The organism is Ruegeria sp. HKCCD9138 (assembly GCF_057220975.1).
The window spans coordinates 43,634-59,409 of record NZ_JBWVAZ010000007.1 but is presented as its reverse complement, the minus strand read 5'-3'; the positions used below and the strand labels follow the sequence as shown (position 1 = coordinate 59,409).

The following is a 15,776-nucleotide window of genomic DNA, read 5'->3' as shown; positions in this document are numbered from 1 at the left end:
CAGCATATGAACAAGAAAACGGCGCCAAACAAGCCCGCAAAATCATCATATGCCTATTTTTTGGGCGAATTGACGCGGGTGATTGCCTCTGCATTCACCGCCCCCTAAACATTGCCCAAGACAGGAGACGCCACCCCATGACCACCGCCGCCATTATTGTCGCCGCAGGACGCGGATTGCGCGCCGGAGGCGGCACACCAAAACAATGGCGTGCTCTGGCTGGACGGCGAGTGGCCGACTGGACCATCGACCGGTTCCGCAAAAAGGTCGATCACATCGTTTTGGTGCTTGCCCCCGAGGATACGCCGGCGTGGAAAGAGTTCGGCAAGACGGATTTGATCCTGACTAAGGGCGGCGCAGATCGGGCTGGATCGGTTCGAAACGGGCTAGAGGCACTGGCCGGACATAATGTCGAGCGGGTTCTTATTCATGACGTGGCACGCCCCTGTGTCAGTGCCCGCGTCATTCGGGGCGTTCTGGAAGCCCTTGAAACCAGCCCTGCCGCAGCGCCGGGTTTGGCTATTACCGATGCTCTGTGGATCGGTGCAGATGCAAGTGTTTCAGGCACTCAAGACCGTAGCAACCTGTTCGCGGCACAAACTCCGCAGGGTTTTTTGTATGACGCCATCGTTTCTGCCCACGCGAGACATGCCGGAGTCGCAGCGGACGATGTCGAAGTCGCGCGGGCAGCCGGGATGGACGTTGCCATTGTGCCGGGCGACGCGGACAACATAAAAATCACCCGACCCGAGGACTTTGCCCGGGCTGAACGCATAATAGGAACGGATATGGATGTAAGGCTGGGCAACGGGTACGACGTGCATCGTTTTGGCGACGGGGATCGTGTGATCCTGTGCGGAGTAGAGGTTCCGCATGATCGCGGGCTACAGGGGCATTCGGATGCCGATGTAGGAATGCACGCGGTCACGGACGCGATCTACGGCGCACTGGCGCGTGGCGATATCGGCCAGCACTTCCCGCCATCCGATCCTCAGTGGAAGGGTGCAGCCAGCAAGATCTTTCTGCGGCACGCGGTCGAATTGGCGGGCCAGATGGGCTTTCGCATCTCGAACGTGGATTGCACGCTGGTTTGCGAATATCCCAAGATCGGGCCGTACGCCCAGGCGATGCAGGAAGAAATGTCCAAAATCATGGAGTTAGAAGCGGATCAAGTTTCGATCAAAGCGACCACATCCGAACGACTGGGCTTTACCGGCCGCGGTGAGGGGATTGCCTCGATTGCCACGGCCTGTCTGGTGAAAGCATGACGGCCGCGCGCCTGATCGGAACAGTTGGCGGCGTCGGTTATCTGCGCCCTGCCCCGGGTACCTGGGGGTCGCTGGCAGCTTTGCCAATGGCCTGGGTGCTGCATACGCTTGGCGGGTTTCCTCTGCTGGTACTGGCAACGCTCGCGGCGTTTTTTGGCGGTTTGTGGGCCACCCGTGTCATGACCGAAGGACAGGATGACCACGACCCGTCGGAAATCGTGATCGACGAAGTAGCGGGGCAATTCATCGCCCTTTGGGCAATATCCTACCCTGCCTGGGCAAATGGGATCGAAATCACGGCGCTATGGCCCGGCTGGGTGGCGGGGTTTGTTCTGTTCCGCCTGTTCGACATCACCAAACCCGGGCCCGTCGGTTGGGCCGACCGGCGAGGTGATCCGATGGGTGTGATGCTGGACGACGTGATCGCCGGAGCATTCGCCGCCGTTGGCGTAGTGATCCTTGCAGGGATTGCCCATGGGGTTTTGGGCCTATGAATGTCGCTGATCTGCTGGAACGGGCCAAGGCAAGGAACCTGATGATCGTCACAGCCGAAAGCTGCACGGGCGGCATGGTTGCCGCCGCGCTGACCGATATTCCCGGCAGTTCAGCCGTGGTCGACCGGGGGTTCGTCACTTACACGAACGAAGCCAAACAGCAGATGCTGGGCGTTGATGCCGAAACTCTGGCAACGCATGGAGCGGTGTCCGAGGAGGTTGCCTGTGAGATGGTCGAAGGGGCATTGCGCCAGTCTCAGGCGCAACTGGCTGTTTCGATTACTGGCATTGCGGGCCCCGGAGGATCCGAGTTCAAGCCCGAAGGGCGCGTCTGCTTTGGGCTGGCGGCTATAGGTCAGCCGACACAGGTGGAAACCGTTGAATTCGGAGCATTGGGCCGCGACGACGTCCGACGCGCTGCCCGCGACCACGCGTTGACGCTGCTCTTTCAGGGCGTTTCGCGCTTTGCCTAAATTTGCGCCACTCGCCCCATGAAGGCGCAAAATTTGTCACCAGTTGAAAAAAGGCCCTCAAAATAAGCGGTCTTTTGGGGTGCTGCCTCTTTTTTCCTCGCCCTCTCTTCGCTTCAACGCACAGCACACCACTCATCAGGCGCCAGTCGGTGACGTGCAAGCACGGATCGGCGCCCCTGCAGCGAAAGAGGAGAGCGGCCCATGAACGGAGCCGATACAGCCTGGATCATCGTCGCAACGGCGTTGGTCCTGTTCATGACATTACCGGGCCTTGCCCTGTTTTACGGCGGCCTCGTTCGCGCCCGAAACGTGCTGAGCGTGTTCATGCACTGTTTCAGCATCGCGTGCCTGATGAGCATCCTCTGGCTGGTCGCCGGATACTCGATTGCGTTCGGCCCCGGCGAGTCCGGCTTGTGGGGCGGGTTGGGCAAAGCCTTTCTGAACGGCGTCGATGCCGACAGCTTGGCTGGTACCCTGCCCGAGGTCCTGTTCTTCGCCTTCCAGATGACCTTCGCCATCATCACCCCGGCACTGATTGTTGGGGCCTATGTCGAGCGGGTGGGTTTCGGATTCGTTTTGACCTTCTCGGCCCTTTGGATGCTGCTGTGTTATGCACCGGTCGTCCATTGGATCTGGGGCGGCGGCATGCTGACCGATGGCGGTATTCTGGGTGAGATCGGTGTGCGCGATTTCGCAGGCGGCATTGTCGTCCATGAAACGGCCGGTCTGGCCGCCCTGATCATCGCTGTGATCCTTGGACCGCGCCGCAATCGCACCACCCCGCCGCACAGCCCCGGTTTTGTCATGGTCGGTGCGGCGATGCTGTGGGTCGGCTGGTTCGGCTTCAATGGCGGTTCGCAACTGGCCGCTGACGGAGGCGCCGCAATGGCGATGACCGTGACGCATCTGTCCGCTGCCACTGCTTCGCTGACCTGGGCGCTGTGGGAGAAGATTCGTTTCGGCAAGGCGTCGATGGTTGGTCTGGTTACGGGTACGATTGCCGGTCTGGCCTCGATCACCCCGGCCTCGGGATTCGTGGGACCGGTGCAGGCGTTGATCATCGGTGCTGTGGCCGGCGTGTTGTGTCAGGAGGCGGTCAATATCATTCGCAACAAGCTGAATATCGACGACACGCTGGACGTGTTCGCCGTGCACGGCGTTGGTGGGATTTTCGGAACGCTTATGATCGCGTTATTCGGTCTGGGCACCTGGACTGCACAGTTGGGCGGGCTGCTGATCGTGGGTGCCTTTACGGCAGTTGTCACGTTTGTGTTGGTGAAAGTGGTTGCGCTAATCACACCGCTTCGCGTAGACGCCGAGACCGAGACAAACGGGCTCGATCTATCGGTACACGGAGAACGTGCCTACGACATCAGCAGCTAAGCCCACCTTAGTTGCCTGATCGCCTGCAAGGGCACAAGCGGACCTCTTGGGGGTCCGCTTTTCTTTTGGCCAACCCCTCTCGACTCTGACCCAGGCGTCGCGCTATCAGCCCGCAACGTCCTTTCAGCCCAGAGGTTTGCGCCATGATCCCCAGTTCATTTCCCGACAGCACCGAAATCGCCCGCCTGACTGCCCGGATGCTGCTGGAGATCAAGGCCGTGCATTTCAACGCGCGCGATCCGTATACGCTGGCCTCTGGCCTGCCCAGCCCAACCTATATCGACTGCCGCAAACTGATTTCCTATCCGCGCATCCGCTCGGCCCTGATGGATTTCCTGACCGTCACCGTCATGCGCGACGCGGGCTTCGAAGCCTTCGACAACATCGCAGGTGGTGAAACGGCGGGCATTCCCTTTGCCGCCATGGTCGCCGAACGCATGGGTCTGCCTATGACCTATGTGCGCAAGAAACCCAAAGGCTATGGCCGAAACGCCCGCATCGAAGGCGCGATGAGCGAGGGCCAACGTGTACTACTGGTCGAGGATCTGACCACCGATGGCGGGTCCAAACTGTCATTCGTCGATGCAATCCGCGAAACCGGCGCAACGTGCGGCCACACGGCAGTTATCTTCTACTATGGCATCTTCCCCGAAACCGAAAAAACCCTCGGCGATCATGGCGTGAAGCTGCATTCCTTGTGCACCTGGTGGGATGTATTGGCTGAAGCCAAGGCACAGCAAGCCTTTGATCCGGAAACACTTGAAGGCGTCGAGGCCTTCCTGAACGACCCGCGAGGCTGGCAGGAAACGCACAAAAGTTGACGCTACGAAACCTGTTTTCAGATCGGAAACAGTAGGCGACGAACAGGCAACACTCGGACTATATGTTGACGCCAGACCCCATCATACTTCAATATGATGGGGCTGGGAGATATTCACAGCCTATCCCCAGAAACATACAATTTGCCCCGACTCAGGGGGCTCGGCTATGGACTGTGTCCCAAGGGGACGGTGAGAGCAGCAATGAACGAGATAAGCAGTATCGAGCAGGCAGCGGCGCAGATTCAAAACGCAGAAACAATGCCGCACTCCATCGAGGCCGAGCAGCAGCTTCTGGGCGCGATCCTGACGAATAACGATCTGTATGACCGGGTGGCCTCGATCATCGGGGCCGAGCATTTTTTCGACCCGGTTCACGCCCGGATTTACGAGGTGGCGGCCGCACGCATCGCCAAGAATGCGCTGGCCTCACCCGTGACACTGAAATCCTTCATGGCCGAGGATGAGGGCCTGAAAGAGCTCGGCGGCCCGGCCTATCTGGTCAAACTGGCCGGTGCTTCGATCAGCGCCTTTGCGGTGCATGATTACGCCCAGATGATCTATGACCTCGCCATCCGTCGCGAGCTGATCCGATTAGGCCGGGACATTTCGGACAAGGCAGCTCGGGTCGATGTGTCGAGCGAACCCAAGGAACAGATTATCGAGGCCGAGCAGCAGCTTTATCAACTTTCCGAGCAGGGCCAGACCGAACAGGGTTTTCAATCCTTCCTCAAGGCGGTCACAGAAGCCGTCAACGTCACCAACGAGGCGTACCAGCGTGGTGGCGGCATGGCAGGGATATCCACCGGTCTGGCCGATCTCGATAAACAGTTGGGTGGCTTGCACCCGTCCGATCTGATCATTCTGGCGGGGCGTCCATCAATGGGTAAAACCTCGCTGGCGACCAACGTGGCGTTCAACGTGGCCAAAGCTTACAAGCGCGGCACAAAACCGGATGGTACTGAAGGCGCGATTGACGGAGGAGTTGTGGGCTTCTTCTCGTTGGAGATGAGCGCCGAGCAACTTGCAGGCCGCGTTCTGGCCGAAGCGTCCGAGATTTCGTCGCACAAAATCCGCCAGGGTGACATGACCGAGGCCGAGTTCCGACGTTTCGTCGATGCGGCCAAGGAATTGGAAGCCTGCCCCCTGTTCATCGACGACACCCCGGCCCTGCCAATCTCGCAACTGGCTGCCCGTGCGCGCCGGTTGAAACGCACACATGGGCTGGACCTTTTGGTGATCGACTACCTGCAGCTCTGCCGAGGTATGGCGGACAATCGCGTGAACGAGATCGCCGAGATATCGATGGGCATGAAGGCCATCGCCAAGGAGCTAAACATCCCGGTGATCGCGCTTTCCCAGCTGAGCCGTCAGGTCGAAAGCCGCGACGACAAGCGCCCGCAACTGTCCGACCTGCGGGAATCTGGATCGATCGAACAGGATGCCGACGTGGTAATGTTTGTGTTCCGCGAGGAATACTACAAGGAACGCGAAAAGCCGGGCGATCACGAGCTGGAGAAGATGGAAGAGTGGAAGCAGGCCATGGAGCGCCTGCATGGCAAGGCCGAGGTCATCGTCGGTAAGCAGCGTCACGGACCCATTGGCACGGTCGAGTTGTCGTTCGAAGCGCAATTCACCCGCTTTGGCAATCTGGTTAAACCGTGGCAGCAGGGCGGCCAGATCGAAAGTTACTGATCCGCAGATGCGATACGGACGGATGTTGCCCAAGCAGCATCGTGCAGTCGACCGTTTGGGTCGTGAACGATACAGCTTTCCGAACCTCTTTGACCCGCATGCGAATACAATAATACAACCCTTGCCAGATGTCGGTTAACCCCGTTTCAACCCGCTGATATTTGCCGATTTTCTAAGTTCTGAACCGGAAGCTGCCTACGAGGCGCACCAACCGGGAAAGAAATAGGGTATTCCCCCCTTGACCTGCGACGATCCAATGTCATGAACGACGCATGAGTACTGCACGATTAACGATCAATCTTCAGTCGCTTGCCCATAACTGGCGCGCGCTGGATGCCAAAACGAATGTCGAAACCGGCGCTGTGGTCAAGGCGGACGCCTATGGGCTGGGCGCCGGACCGGTATCCTGGACTCTGGCTGAAGAAGGCGTTCGCAAGTTCTTTGTCGCTGCGGCCGAAGAAGGGGTCGAAGTGCGAAAGGCACTGGGGCCGGGCCCGGATATTTTTGTTTTCTCGGGCCATATGGACGGCGACAACGAGCTGATATCCGACCATAGTTTGATCCCGTTGATCAACTCTCCGGAACAGTTTCAGCGTCACCGCGAGGCCCTGCCCGATCACCCCTTCGGTATCCAACTGGACAGCGGTATGAACCGGTTGGGGATGGAACCCACGGACTGGGCCGAACTGCGGGACTCTGCCTTATCGCTCAATCCAGTCGTGGCGATGTCGCATCTGGCCTGCTCGGACGAGCCAGACCATCCGATGAACCTGCAGCAGTTGCAGACCTTCCGGGGCATGACCGAAGGTCTTTCGATACCGCGGTCCTTGGCGGCAACGGGTGGAACGTTGCTGGGGCCCGAGTTCCATTTTGAATTCTGCCGACCGGGGATTGGCCTCTATGGTGGTCTGCCCTTTGCCGAGGCAAAGCCTGTCGTTACCGTCGATTTGCCCGTCATTCAGGTCCGTCAGGTCGAGGTGGGTGAAACCGTCGGATACGGCAACACCTGGACCGCTCGTCGCCCGTCCCGGATCGCGACCGTCTCGGCAGGCTATGCGGACGGGTTGCATCGCGCCATCGGAGGCGGCATCGATACCTTCGCGGGGGAATTGCCCTGCCCCGTCGTCGGTCGCATTTCGATGGACCTGATCACGGTCGACGTGACCGACCTGCCCGAAGACCCCGAGCGCCTGCGCATCCTGAACGGACATCAAACCGTCGATGACTTGGCCGAAGCCGCCGGCACGATCGGATATGAGATCCTGACCTCGATGGGCAGCCGATATTCGCGAGGCTACGTGGAATGAACCCAATCACCGCGCTGGGGGGGCTGGGCCGGGCCGTGCTGAACGCGTTTGCGTCGTTTGGCCGGGTGGCGTTGTTTGCCGTGGACGCAATCTCGCACATATTCCGCCCGCCGTTCTATCCGCGGGAAATCATGATCGCGCTGCTGAATATCGGCTGGCTGTCCCTGCCCGTCGTCGGCCTGACTGCCATCTTCACCGGCGGTGCGCTGGCCCTGCAAATCTACGCCGGGGGTGCGCGTTTCAATGCCGAGGCCGTTGTGCCCCAAATCGTCGCTATCGGCATGGTGCGCGAGCTTGGCCCCGTGCTGGTCGGCCTGATGATCGCGGCGCGCGTGACCTCCTCTATCGCGGCCGAGATCGCGACGATGAAAGTGACCGAACAAATCGACGCCTTGGTCACATTGTCGACCCATCCGATGAAATACCTGACCGCACCCCGCGTGCTTGCGGCCGTTCTGACAGTTCCGGCTCTGGTTGCGGTCGGCGACATCATCGGCATCGCCGGCGGGTACACGGTTGCAACGCAAAACCTGGGCTTCAACCCGGCGGCTTACCTGAAAAACACGGTCGACTTCCTTGAAATCCGGGACATCGTATCGTCGCTGGTCAAAGGTGCCGCCTTCGGCATGATCGCCGCCATCATGGGGTGCTATTACGGCATGACCTCAGGCCGCGGCGCGCAGGGTGTGGGGCGCGCCACCAAGGGCTCGGTCGAGGCTGCCGCCGTTCTGATCCTCGCCGCCAACTTCGTTCTGACAGGGGTGTTCTTCTCGCTATGATCCGGATGGAGAACGTACATAAAGCCTTTGACGACAACCATGTGCTGCAGGGCATGAATCTTGAAATCCCCAAGGGCACGTCGATGGTCATCATCGGTGGCTCGGGCACTGGGAAATCCGTGGCGTTGAAGTGTATCCTCGGCCTGATCAAACCCGACAGCGGAAAGATCTATGTGGACGGCAAGGATGCACAAAAAGGCGACCGGGATGCATTTCTGGCCCGATTTGGCATGCTGTTTCAGGGCGGTGCGTTGTTTGACTCACTCCCCATCTGGCAGAACGTCGCCTTCAGGCTGTTGCGCGGACCGCTGAAACGTCCCCCGGAGTACGCCCGCGAAATCGCCATCGACAAGCTGCGCCGCGTCGGTCTGAGGGCCAAGGTGGCCGATTTGTACCCATCGGAACTGTCGGGCGGTATGCAAAAACGCGTGGGCCTGGCCCGCGCCATCGCCGCCGACCCCGAGATCATTTTTTTCGATGAGCCCACCACCGGCCTCGACCCGATCATGTCCGGCGTCATCAACGACCTGATCCGCGAAATCGTGACCGAGATGGGCGCCACCGCCATGACCATCACCCACGACATGAGCTCGGTCCGCGCGATTGCCGACAACGTGGCGATGCTGCATGACGGCGTGATCCAGTGGACCGGGCCGGTTGAGCAGATGGATGCGTCGGGTGATCCCTATGTCGAGCAGTTCATCAGTGGGAGTGCTGAGGGGCCGATTGAGGCGGTGCGCTAAACTTTCCCCGCCTCGCGTTCATGCTTTATCTGGTCATATGCGCGCTTGGCGTAGTCACAACGCAACAGGTATTGTCCGGAATTTACAATAAAATCAGGGGTTTGGATGCGAATTGCATCAAACACTTGTCGAAGATGTGTGCCGGAAACTGGAATGTAGTCGGGATCTTCACCGGAAAACTTGTTGTAGAGGCGGCCACCAATCCATCCTGCTCTTTTTCTTGCGCGATCCGTTTCATATAGCCGGAAATGCAAAACACCGAAAAGCTGCTCTCGGTCAAACGGTAATCTGTCTGCTGCAGCACTCCCAGCAGAAAAGACAGCATTTAAGCCGTCAGTTCCCGCAGCAGCGATTCCTTTGCTCAACGCGGATGGGCCATTTACGATCTTTATTATAGGGTCAGACACTGCAATCTAAAGCTGATTAATTTATGAGTTACCTAAACTTACACTCAACTCAAGCGACCGCAACTCAGAACTTGCCGCAGATACCTGCACTCACTAAGTATTCAGTTGCCTTACCAAAATCTTGCACATGACCCTCCGCCTCGCCACCCTCTCGCTCCTGATCCTCTACCCCATCGCGTGGTTCGCCCCGCTGATGCGCGCGGGCCTGCTGCCGATCTTCGGCCTCAGCGAAATCAGCGTCATCACCGGGCTCCAATCGCTGTGGAAATCGGACGTCTTCCTGGCGCTGATCGTCACCGTCTTTGCCCTCTTCGCCCCTTACCTCAAAACCATCGGCACCGCGCTGATCCAGTGGAACCTTCTGGACGCCCGCGTTCAGCCCGCCCTGCACATTCTCGGCAAGCTCGCCATGGCCGACATCTTCCTGATCGCACTCTACATCACTCTGGCCAAGGGAATTTCCTACGCGACCATCGAAACTGCGTGGGGTCTTTACTTTTTCACGGCCTGCATTCTGGCGTCGATTGCACTGGGTTACATTACCGAAATGACATCCAGTTCACGAAATCCTCAGCCCTAATTGATTGAAAACATTTATCTGAGTATCATTTTTGTATTTCGAGCAGCAACGTTTTCGTAGTTACGGGTCCGTAGCGGATCGCTTTACCTGTTTGATCTGTCCTCCGCTTCGGCCCGGTGTGTATCGGTTTGAAAAGGAGTTCGACGACCATGGCCGCCCTCCACAGTGTTACCTTGCAATTCCAGAATGCTTTCCTGAAACTGACGTTTTTCCTTATTTGCGCGGCGGCGCTTTTTGCCGTGACCGCCACCCTGATGTCCGCGTTTGGTGTCCTGCCCTGGCTGTCCATACAGGCCGGTCTGGGCGGCGGAGCAACCATTGATGCGGGTATCTACGTTCAGACCGGCCTAACCGCGTTGATCCTGATGCTCGCCTTCTACCTGCCGTCCAACGCCCGGATGATGGCGCTGGAAAACGCACACCGCAAATTCACACTCAACATGCAGGATGTGGCCGAAGCCTATCAGGTTGCCCATGCCGCTGATCGCAGCGGTGCCTTTGCGCTGGCGTCCGAGTTCGATGCGGTCAAAGAGCGGATGGCCTATCTGCGCGACCATCCCGATCTCGAGGCGCTGGAACCCGAGGTGCTGGAACTTGCGGCACAGATGAGCCAGGTCAGTCAGGAGTTGGCGGAAACCTACGGCGAAGCCAAGGTCGCCCGTGCCCGTGCGTTCCTGCAACAGCGTCAGGAAGAGGTTGAGCGCTTCCAGAAACGGATCGAAGACGCACAAACCATTCAACACGAATTGCGCCAATGGACCCGCGACATCGAAATCGAGGAATCCATCGCCCGATCGCAACTCATTCGCCTGCGGGACGAACTGTTCGAACTGTTGCCCGAGTTGACAGCCCAACTGCAATCACCACCGGATGGAAGCGATCCGACCGCGTCCAGCGTCATCGCGATGACACCTCCGCGCGCCGCCGAATAGCTACGCGGCATCGGCGCGTCAGCGCCCGCTGGGATCGACGGCCCGTTCGGGCCCGAGATCGCAGCGCATATCGGCAGTGATGAAAGCCCGTAAGGGCTTGAAGAACTGCCAATCCTCGGGCACCAAGGGCCGCATGGCCAAGACTGTTTCGTTCTCATGCTCCGCCTGCGGCGCCTCTCACACCCGATGGTCCGGACGGTGCGACGCCTGTGGTGAGTGGAACACTATCATCCAAGACGTGCCCCTTTCTGCTGGTCCGGCAAGAAAATCGCTGGGTGGTAAGCGGGGCAAATCCCTCACGCTCACAGACCTTTCGACCGAAGAGACACCCCCGCCGCGTACACTTTGCGGGGTCGAGGAACTGGATCGCGTGCTTGGCGGTGGTCTCGTCCCGGCGTCGGCCCTGCTGGTTGGCGGAGACCCCGGCATCGGCAAATCCACCTTGCTGCTACAGGCCGCAGCCCGGTTTGCCCGCGCGGGTGTGAAAACCATCTATGTCTCGGGCGAGGAAGCCAGCGCGCAGGTGCGAATGCGCGCCCGCCGCTTGGGGCTTGAAGACGCCCCCGTGCAACTGGCCGCCGAAACCAACCTGCGCGACATCCTGACAACGCTCGAAACCGAAAAACCCGGTCTTGCCATCATCGACTCGATCCAGACCATGTGGGCAGACAATGTCGACAGCGCGCCGGGTTCCGTCAGTCAGGTCCGTGCGGCCGCGCACGAATTGACGACATTTGCCAAACGGCACGGCGTTTCCATCGTGATGGTCGGCCATGTCACCAAGGAAGGCCAGATCGCCGGCCCACGGGTTGTCGAGCATATGGTCGATACCGTCCTTTATTTCGAGGGCGAGCGCGGCCACCAGTTCCGCATCTTGCGCGCGGTCAAGAACCGCTTTGGCCCGGCGGACGAGATTGGTGTATTTGAGATGACCGGCAAGGGCTTGGCACAGGTTACGAACCCGTCCGCCCTCTTCCTGTCGGAACGCGGCACACCCAGCCCCGGCTCGGCGGTATTCGCGGGCATCGAAGGCACCCGCCCGGTATTGGTAGAGCTTCAGGCCCTTGTCGCGCCCTCGCCCCATTCCCAACCCCGCCGCACGGTCGTGGGATGGGACAGCGGACGGCTGGCGATGATCCTCGCCGTGCTCGAGGCGCGTTGCGGCATCCCGTTTGCGGGCCTCGATGTCTACCTGAACGTCGCCGGAGGCCTGAAGGTCAGCGAGCCTGCTGCGGACCTCGCGGTTGCCGCAGCACTGCTCAGCGCGCGCGAAGATACCGCCCTGCCTGCCGACACGGTCGTTTTCGGAGAAATCTCGCTATCTGGGGCACTTAGACCGGCTCCGCAGACCGAAAACAGGTTGAAAGAGGCGCAAAAACTTGGTTTCACAGCGGCAATTGCTCCGGCCGGAGGCAAAACCGGCACTGTGGCAGGTCTGACACTCACCCGACCCTCTGATTTGGTGGGGTTTGTTGGCGAAACCTTCGGAGCAGGTTAAAGTCGCGCCCTGAGGGGCAGAAACGAACAGGCGAGGGCCATGGAAGGTTTTACAATTATTGACGGGGTCGTTGCCCTGATCGTCGTGGTGTCGGGCATTCTCGCCTACTCTCGCGGCTTCATGCGCGAGGTTCTGGCCATCGCAGGCTGGGTCGCAGCCGCCGTTCTGGCCTTTATCTTCGCACCCCAGGTCGTTCCACTGGTCAAAGAAGTCCCGGTGGTTGGCGAATTCCTGCGCGACAGCTGTGAATTGTCCGTGATCACCGGCTTTGCCGCCGTGTTTGCCGTAGCACTTATCGTGGTCAGCATCTTTACCCCGCTCTTCTCATCGCTGGTGCAGCGCTCTGCCATTGGCGGGTTGGACCAAGCCCTGGGGTTCTTCTTTGGCGTTGCCCGCGGCATCCTTCTGGTGGCCATCGCCTTCTTTGTCTACGACACCGTGATGACCGGGCAGTCTTACACAATCGTTGACGAAAGCCGTTCGGCCAAAGTGTTCGAACAGTTCAGCAACAAAATCGAAGAGCAAAACCCCGAGGCCGCTTTGGGCTGGATTACCGCTCAGTACGAAGAACTGGTCGCCTCGTGCACCGCTGACAATGCGCCGGACGCCACGACGCCGGACACCACAAACGAGGAGTCTCAGGACGACTCGCAAGGTTGAGACCGCGACCTTTTCAGAGCCATTCGAAAGCCCGGCATTGCCCGGGCTTTTGCTTTAACGGGGACCGGAGCGTTCAGACAAACCCCTCTCCTCCGCAAACCGTGCAACGAATGGTTTTCAGTCCAAAACAACCGTCGCAGCGGCTGGAAACCGGTTTACCGTAAATATCCCTGCTCTTGACGACTTCCCCGGCGCCTTTGCAGATTTCACACGATGCCCGCCCTGCCCCGCGGCACCGATGGCATCGGCGTTTGGCCGGGGGTTCTTTTGGGGTGTTGGGCTTGTGTTCCCACATGGCTGTTTTCCACTCGCTACGCTACGGTGGACGATCAGCCACCATTCCGGCCATGACACCACACGCGGGCGGCCTTGTCATCAATTCCAACCCTCGTGCCCGTTTTTTGCCTGCGTCAAAAGGTAAATGTGATCCTTTGATGACAGGCGCGCGATTTGCCATTATGTGAAGGCCAAACCGCCACGGAATCGGAGCTGCCGATCTTGTTCTTTCTGTTCTCATGCGCCTGCGCCGCAATGATGACCGCCACTCTGGCACCAGGAACAGCAGCACCCGGGCACATTGCCCTGAGGATGCCGGGCAACCGGAACCGCTCGTCGGTCAAACCTCACGCCAAAACGTCATAGAATATTGGAGCCCCGTACATGTGTGGGATTTTGGGAATCGCAAGCCGGACACATGATGTGTTTGCGGAGATCTATGACGGGCTGCTGATGTTGCAGCACCGGGGTCAGGACGCTTCGGGCATCGTGACCTATAACGGAGAGTTCTTCCGCGAGAAGAAGGCAAATGGTCTGGTCAAGGATGTGTTCACCGCACAGGATGCCGAGGTGCTTCTGGGTCAGGTCGGCATCGGTCATGTCCGCTATCCCACCGCCGGATCACTCAGCGCGGCCGAGGCGCAGCCGTTTTTCGTGAATGCCCCGTATGGCATCTATCTTGTGCATAACGGCAATATCACCAATACCGCCGAACAGCGCGAGAAGGTCACCGGCAAATACAGCCGTCACCTTCGAACCACCTCGGATTCGGAAATTCTGTTGAATGTGCTGGCCGACAAAGTGGCAGACGCGATCAAGGTGAACGGCAATTCTGACCCAATCCGCAACATTTTTGCCGGTGTGAAAATGACGATGGAACGTGTTCAGGGTGCCTATTCGGTGATCTGTCTGGTGGCCGGTGTCGGCATGCTGGCTTTCCGCGACCCTTACGGCATCCGTCCCTTGTCCGTCGCCAAGCGCGCGATCGAAGGTGAAGGCGACGATTATGCCTTTGCCTCGGAAGACGTGGCCTTTGGTATCAACGGGTTTGACAAGATGCGCGACCTGCGCCCCGGCGAGGCGATCCTGATCGATCTGGACGGCAAAATGCACGAGTTCCAGGCGGTCGAAGGCCAACTGACCCCCTGCATTTTCGAGTATGTCTACCTGGCGCGCCCGGATTCGCTGCTGGATGGCGTGTCGGTCTACAAAACTCAGATGCGCATGGGTCAGACACTGGCCAAACAGATACAGGAATCGGGGCTGGACATCGACCGGATCATCCCCGTTCCCGACAGCGCCCGCCCGGTGGCGCTTGAGGCGGCCAAGATCACCGGCATTCCCTACCGTGAAGGTCTGGTCAAGAACCGCTATGTCGGGCGGACTTTCATCATGCCCGGTCAGGCCGAGCGGCAGAAATCCGTTCGCCGCAAACTGAACGCGGTTCCGCTGGAGTTCGAAGGCCACAATGTCCTGCTGATCGACGATTCGATCGTGCGCGGCAATACGATCAAGAAGATCGTGCAGATGTGTCGTGAAGCAGGTGCGAAAAAGGTTTATGTCGCCAGCGCCTCACCGCCGGTGAAATACCCCAATGTCTATGGCATCGATATGCCCACCAAGCATGAACTGATCGCCAACGGCAAAGAGATCGAAGAAATCCGCGAGGAACTGGGCGCGGATGCACTGTTTTATCAGAACCTTGACGATCTGATCTGGGCCGCCAAGGAAGGCAACCCTGAGATCGAGGCGTTTGACTGTTCCTGCTTTGACGGCAACTACATCACCGGCAGCGTCAGCGAAAACTATCTGGACAGCCTGGAGAACAGCAGCCGCGTCAGCAAAAAGCGGGAAGATATGCAGGTACCGGGCGGGTCATGGAACGCCGCCAAGCTGGCCTCAGGATAAGCGCTTCGGCGAACGTTTCGCGCCTTTCGCGAATCAGCTCGGCACTACCCAGAATTGTTTGTGAGTGTGACAACACTGCGTTGGCGAGTGCATCCAGCGGCGCCCGGTGAAAATCCGCCCACAACCCTTCGATGAACCTGCCGTAATTGCAAAGGTTTCTCCAAAACCGCCTCCGCGTGGTCTTTCGTGCCATGCCGTGTGAGCTTTTGTTCCCCTCGTCACTTTGATACCCGACGGGCTCAAATCACTCACCAAAAGGGGTCCGGGAATTTCCCGGACCGCAAAGAATGCCAAACGCTACGGTCAAAGTCACAGCGACCCAGAAGGGAGCGCTGAAAAAGAACTCAGTCTCTCTATTGGGCGTCTTTGGCCCCAAGGCAGAGATGCAGGCCCTGATGCGTTTGTCCTCGGGCCGTATCAAGAAGGTGAAACTGGGCAGCCGTGTAGCCTCGGGGACAGTGGTTGCCATCGATGAAGACGGTATCGTGCTGCGACAAAGCGGCCAGACCAAGCGCATGAGCATACCTGGTAGCTGATCCAGTCTTGACGCCCCGC

The 15,776-nt window shown here is 59.1% G+C and carries 16 protein-coding genes; 15 read left to right on the top strand and 1 reads right to left on the bottom strand.

The window, feature by feature from the left end:
• The first annotated feature begins 137 nt into the window (after nucleotides 1-137).
• The 9 genes from AC2TEL_RS13250 (at nucleotide 138) to AC2TEL_RS13210 (ending at nucleotide 8,960) form a co-directional block, all read left to right on the top strand.
• Nucleotides 138-1,268, top strand: coding sequence for a bifunctional 2-C-methyl-D-erythritol 4-phosphate cytidylyltransferase/2-C-methyl-D-erythritol 2,4-cyclodiphosphate synthase (locus AC2TEL_RS13250; protein ID WP_480904405.1), 1,131 nt, complete (start codon nucleotides 138-140; stop codon nucleotides 1,266-1,268).
• Nucleotides 1,265-1,762, top strand: a complete 498-nt coding sequence (locus AC2TEL_RS13245) for a phosphatidylglycerophosphatase A family protein (protein ID WP_480840064.1) — start codon at nucleotides 1,265-1,267, stop codon at nucleotides 1,760-1,762. The genes AC2TEL_RS13250 and AC2TEL_RS13245 overlap by 4 nt, the downstream gene beginning before the upstream one ends.
• Nucleotides 1,759-2,235: a CinA family protein gene (locus AC2TEL_RS13240; RefSeq protein WP_480904403.1), complete on the top strand. Its 477-nt coding sequence runs from the start codon at nucleotides 1,759-1,761 to the stop codon at nucleotides 2,233-2,235. Before AC2TEL_RS13245 ends, AC2TEL_RS13240 begins: the two co-directional genes overlap by 4 nt.
• Nucleotides 2,236-2,436: 201 nt before the next feature.
• Complete coding sequence (locus tag AC2TEL_RS13235; RefSeq protein WP_480904400.1) at nucleotides 2,437-3,618, top strand: ammonium transporter; 1,182 nt, start codon at nucleotides 2,437-2,439, stop codon at nucleotides 3,616-3,618.
• Nucleotides 3,619-3,761: 143 nt separating this feature from the next.
• Nucleotides 3,762-4,439 carry an orotate phosphoribosyltransferase gene (locus tag AC2TEL_RS13230; RefSeq protein WP_480904397.1) on the top strand — a complete coding sequence of 226 codons (678 nt, stop codon included), beginning with the start codon at nucleotides 3,762-3,764 and terminating at the stop codon, nucleotides 4,437-4,439.
• A gap of 201 nt (nucleotides 4,440-4,640) precedes the next feature.
• Nucleotides 4,641-6,131 carry a replicative DNA helicase gene (locus AC2TEL_RS13225; RefSeq protein ID WP_480904395.1) on the top strand — a complete coding sequence of 497 codons (1,491 nt, stop codon included), beginning with the start codon at nucleotides 4,641-4,643 and terminating at the stop codon, nucleotides 6,129-6,131.
• 272 nt (nucleotides 6,132-6,403) lie between these two features.
• Complete coding sequence (alr, locus tag AC2TEL_RS13220) at nucleotides 6,404-7,438, top strand: alanine racemase (protein ID WP_480904392.1); 1,035 nt, start codon at nucleotides 6,404-6,406, stop codon at nucleotides 7,436-7,438.
• Nucleotides 7,435-8,217 (top strand): MlaE family ABC transporter permease, encoded by a 783-nt coding sequence (locus tag AC2TEL_RS13215; protein ID WP_480840075.1) that lies wholly within the window; start codon nucleotides 7,435-7,437, stop codon nucleotides 8,215-8,217. Before alr ends, AC2TEL_RS13215 begins: the two co-directional genes overlap by 4 nt.
• Nucleotides 8,214-8,960, top strand: a complete 747-nt coding sequence (locus AC2TEL_RS13210; protein WP_480840076.1) for an ABC transporter ATP-binding protein — start codon at nucleotides 8,214-8,216, stop codon at nucleotides 8,958-8,960. The genes AC2TEL_RS13215 and AC2TEL_RS13210 overlap by 4 nt, the downstream gene beginning before the upstream one ends.
• Here the strand turns inward: AC2TEL_RS13210 and AC2TEL_RS13205 are convergent.
• The gene (locus tag AC2TEL_RS13205; protein WP_480840078.1) at nucleotides 8,957-9,325 is read right to left on the bottom strand and encodes a hypothetical protein; all 369 of its coding nucleotides are present in this window, start codon (nucleotides 9,323-9,325) and stop codon (nucleotides 8,957-8,959) included. The two genes, AC2TEL_RS13210 and AC2TEL_RS13205, sit on opposite strands and share 4 nt — an antisense overlap.
• 169 nt (nucleotides 9,326-9,494) lie before the next feature.
• On the opposite strand from AC2TEL_RS13205, the gene AC2TEL_RS13200 reads away from it, so the two are divergent.
• From AC2TEL_RS13200 to AC2TEL_RS13175, 6 genes are all read left to right on the top strand, one after another.
• The gene (locus AC2TEL_RS13200; RefSeq protein ID WP_480904389.1) at nucleotides 9,495-9,947 is read left to right on the top strand and encodes a paraquat-inducible protein A; all 453 of its coding nucleotides are present in this window, start codon (nucleotides 9,495-9,497) and stop codon (nucleotides 9,945-9,947) included.
• Nucleotides 9,948-10,096: 149 nt separating this feature from the next.
• Nucleotides 10,097-10,879 (top strand): kinetochore Spc7 family protein, encoded by a 783-nt coding sequence (locus AC2TEL_RS13195; protein WP_480904386.1) that lies wholly within the window; start codon nucleotides 10,097-10,099, stop codon nucleotides 10,877-10,879.
• A 133-nt stretch (nucleotides 10,880-11,012) separates the two neighbouring features.
• A complete protein-coding gene (gene radA / locus AC2TEL_RS13190; protein WP_480904384.1) occupies nucleotides 11,013-12,377 on the top strand; it encodes a DNA repair protein RadA in 1,365 nt (454 codons plus the stop codon).
• Nucleotides 12,378-12,416: 39 nt separating this feature from the next.
• Nucleotides 12,417-13,037 carry a CvpA family protein gene (locus AC2TEL_RS13185; RefSeq protein ID WP_480904381.1) on the top strand — a complete coding sequence of 207 codons (621 nt, stop codon included), beginning with the start codon at nucleotides 12,417-12,419 and terminating at the stop codon, nucleotides 13,035-13,037.
• Between the two features lie 660 nt (nucleotides 13,038-13,697).
• Nucleotides 13,698-15,221, top strand: a complete 1,524-nt coding sequence (gene purF, locus AC2TEL_RS13180; protein ID WP_480840087.1) for an amidophosphoribosyltransferase — start codon at nucleotides 13,698-13,700, stop codon at nucleotides 15,219-15,221.
• A 287-nt stretch (nucleotides 15,222-15,508) separates the two neighbouring features.
• Entirely contained in the window at nucleotides 15,509-15,757 is a 249-nt protein-coding gene (locus tag AC2TEL_RS13175; RefSeq protein ID WP_480840089.1) for a hypothetical protein, read from the top strand.
• Nucleotides 15,758-15,776: the final 19 nt, after the last annotated feature.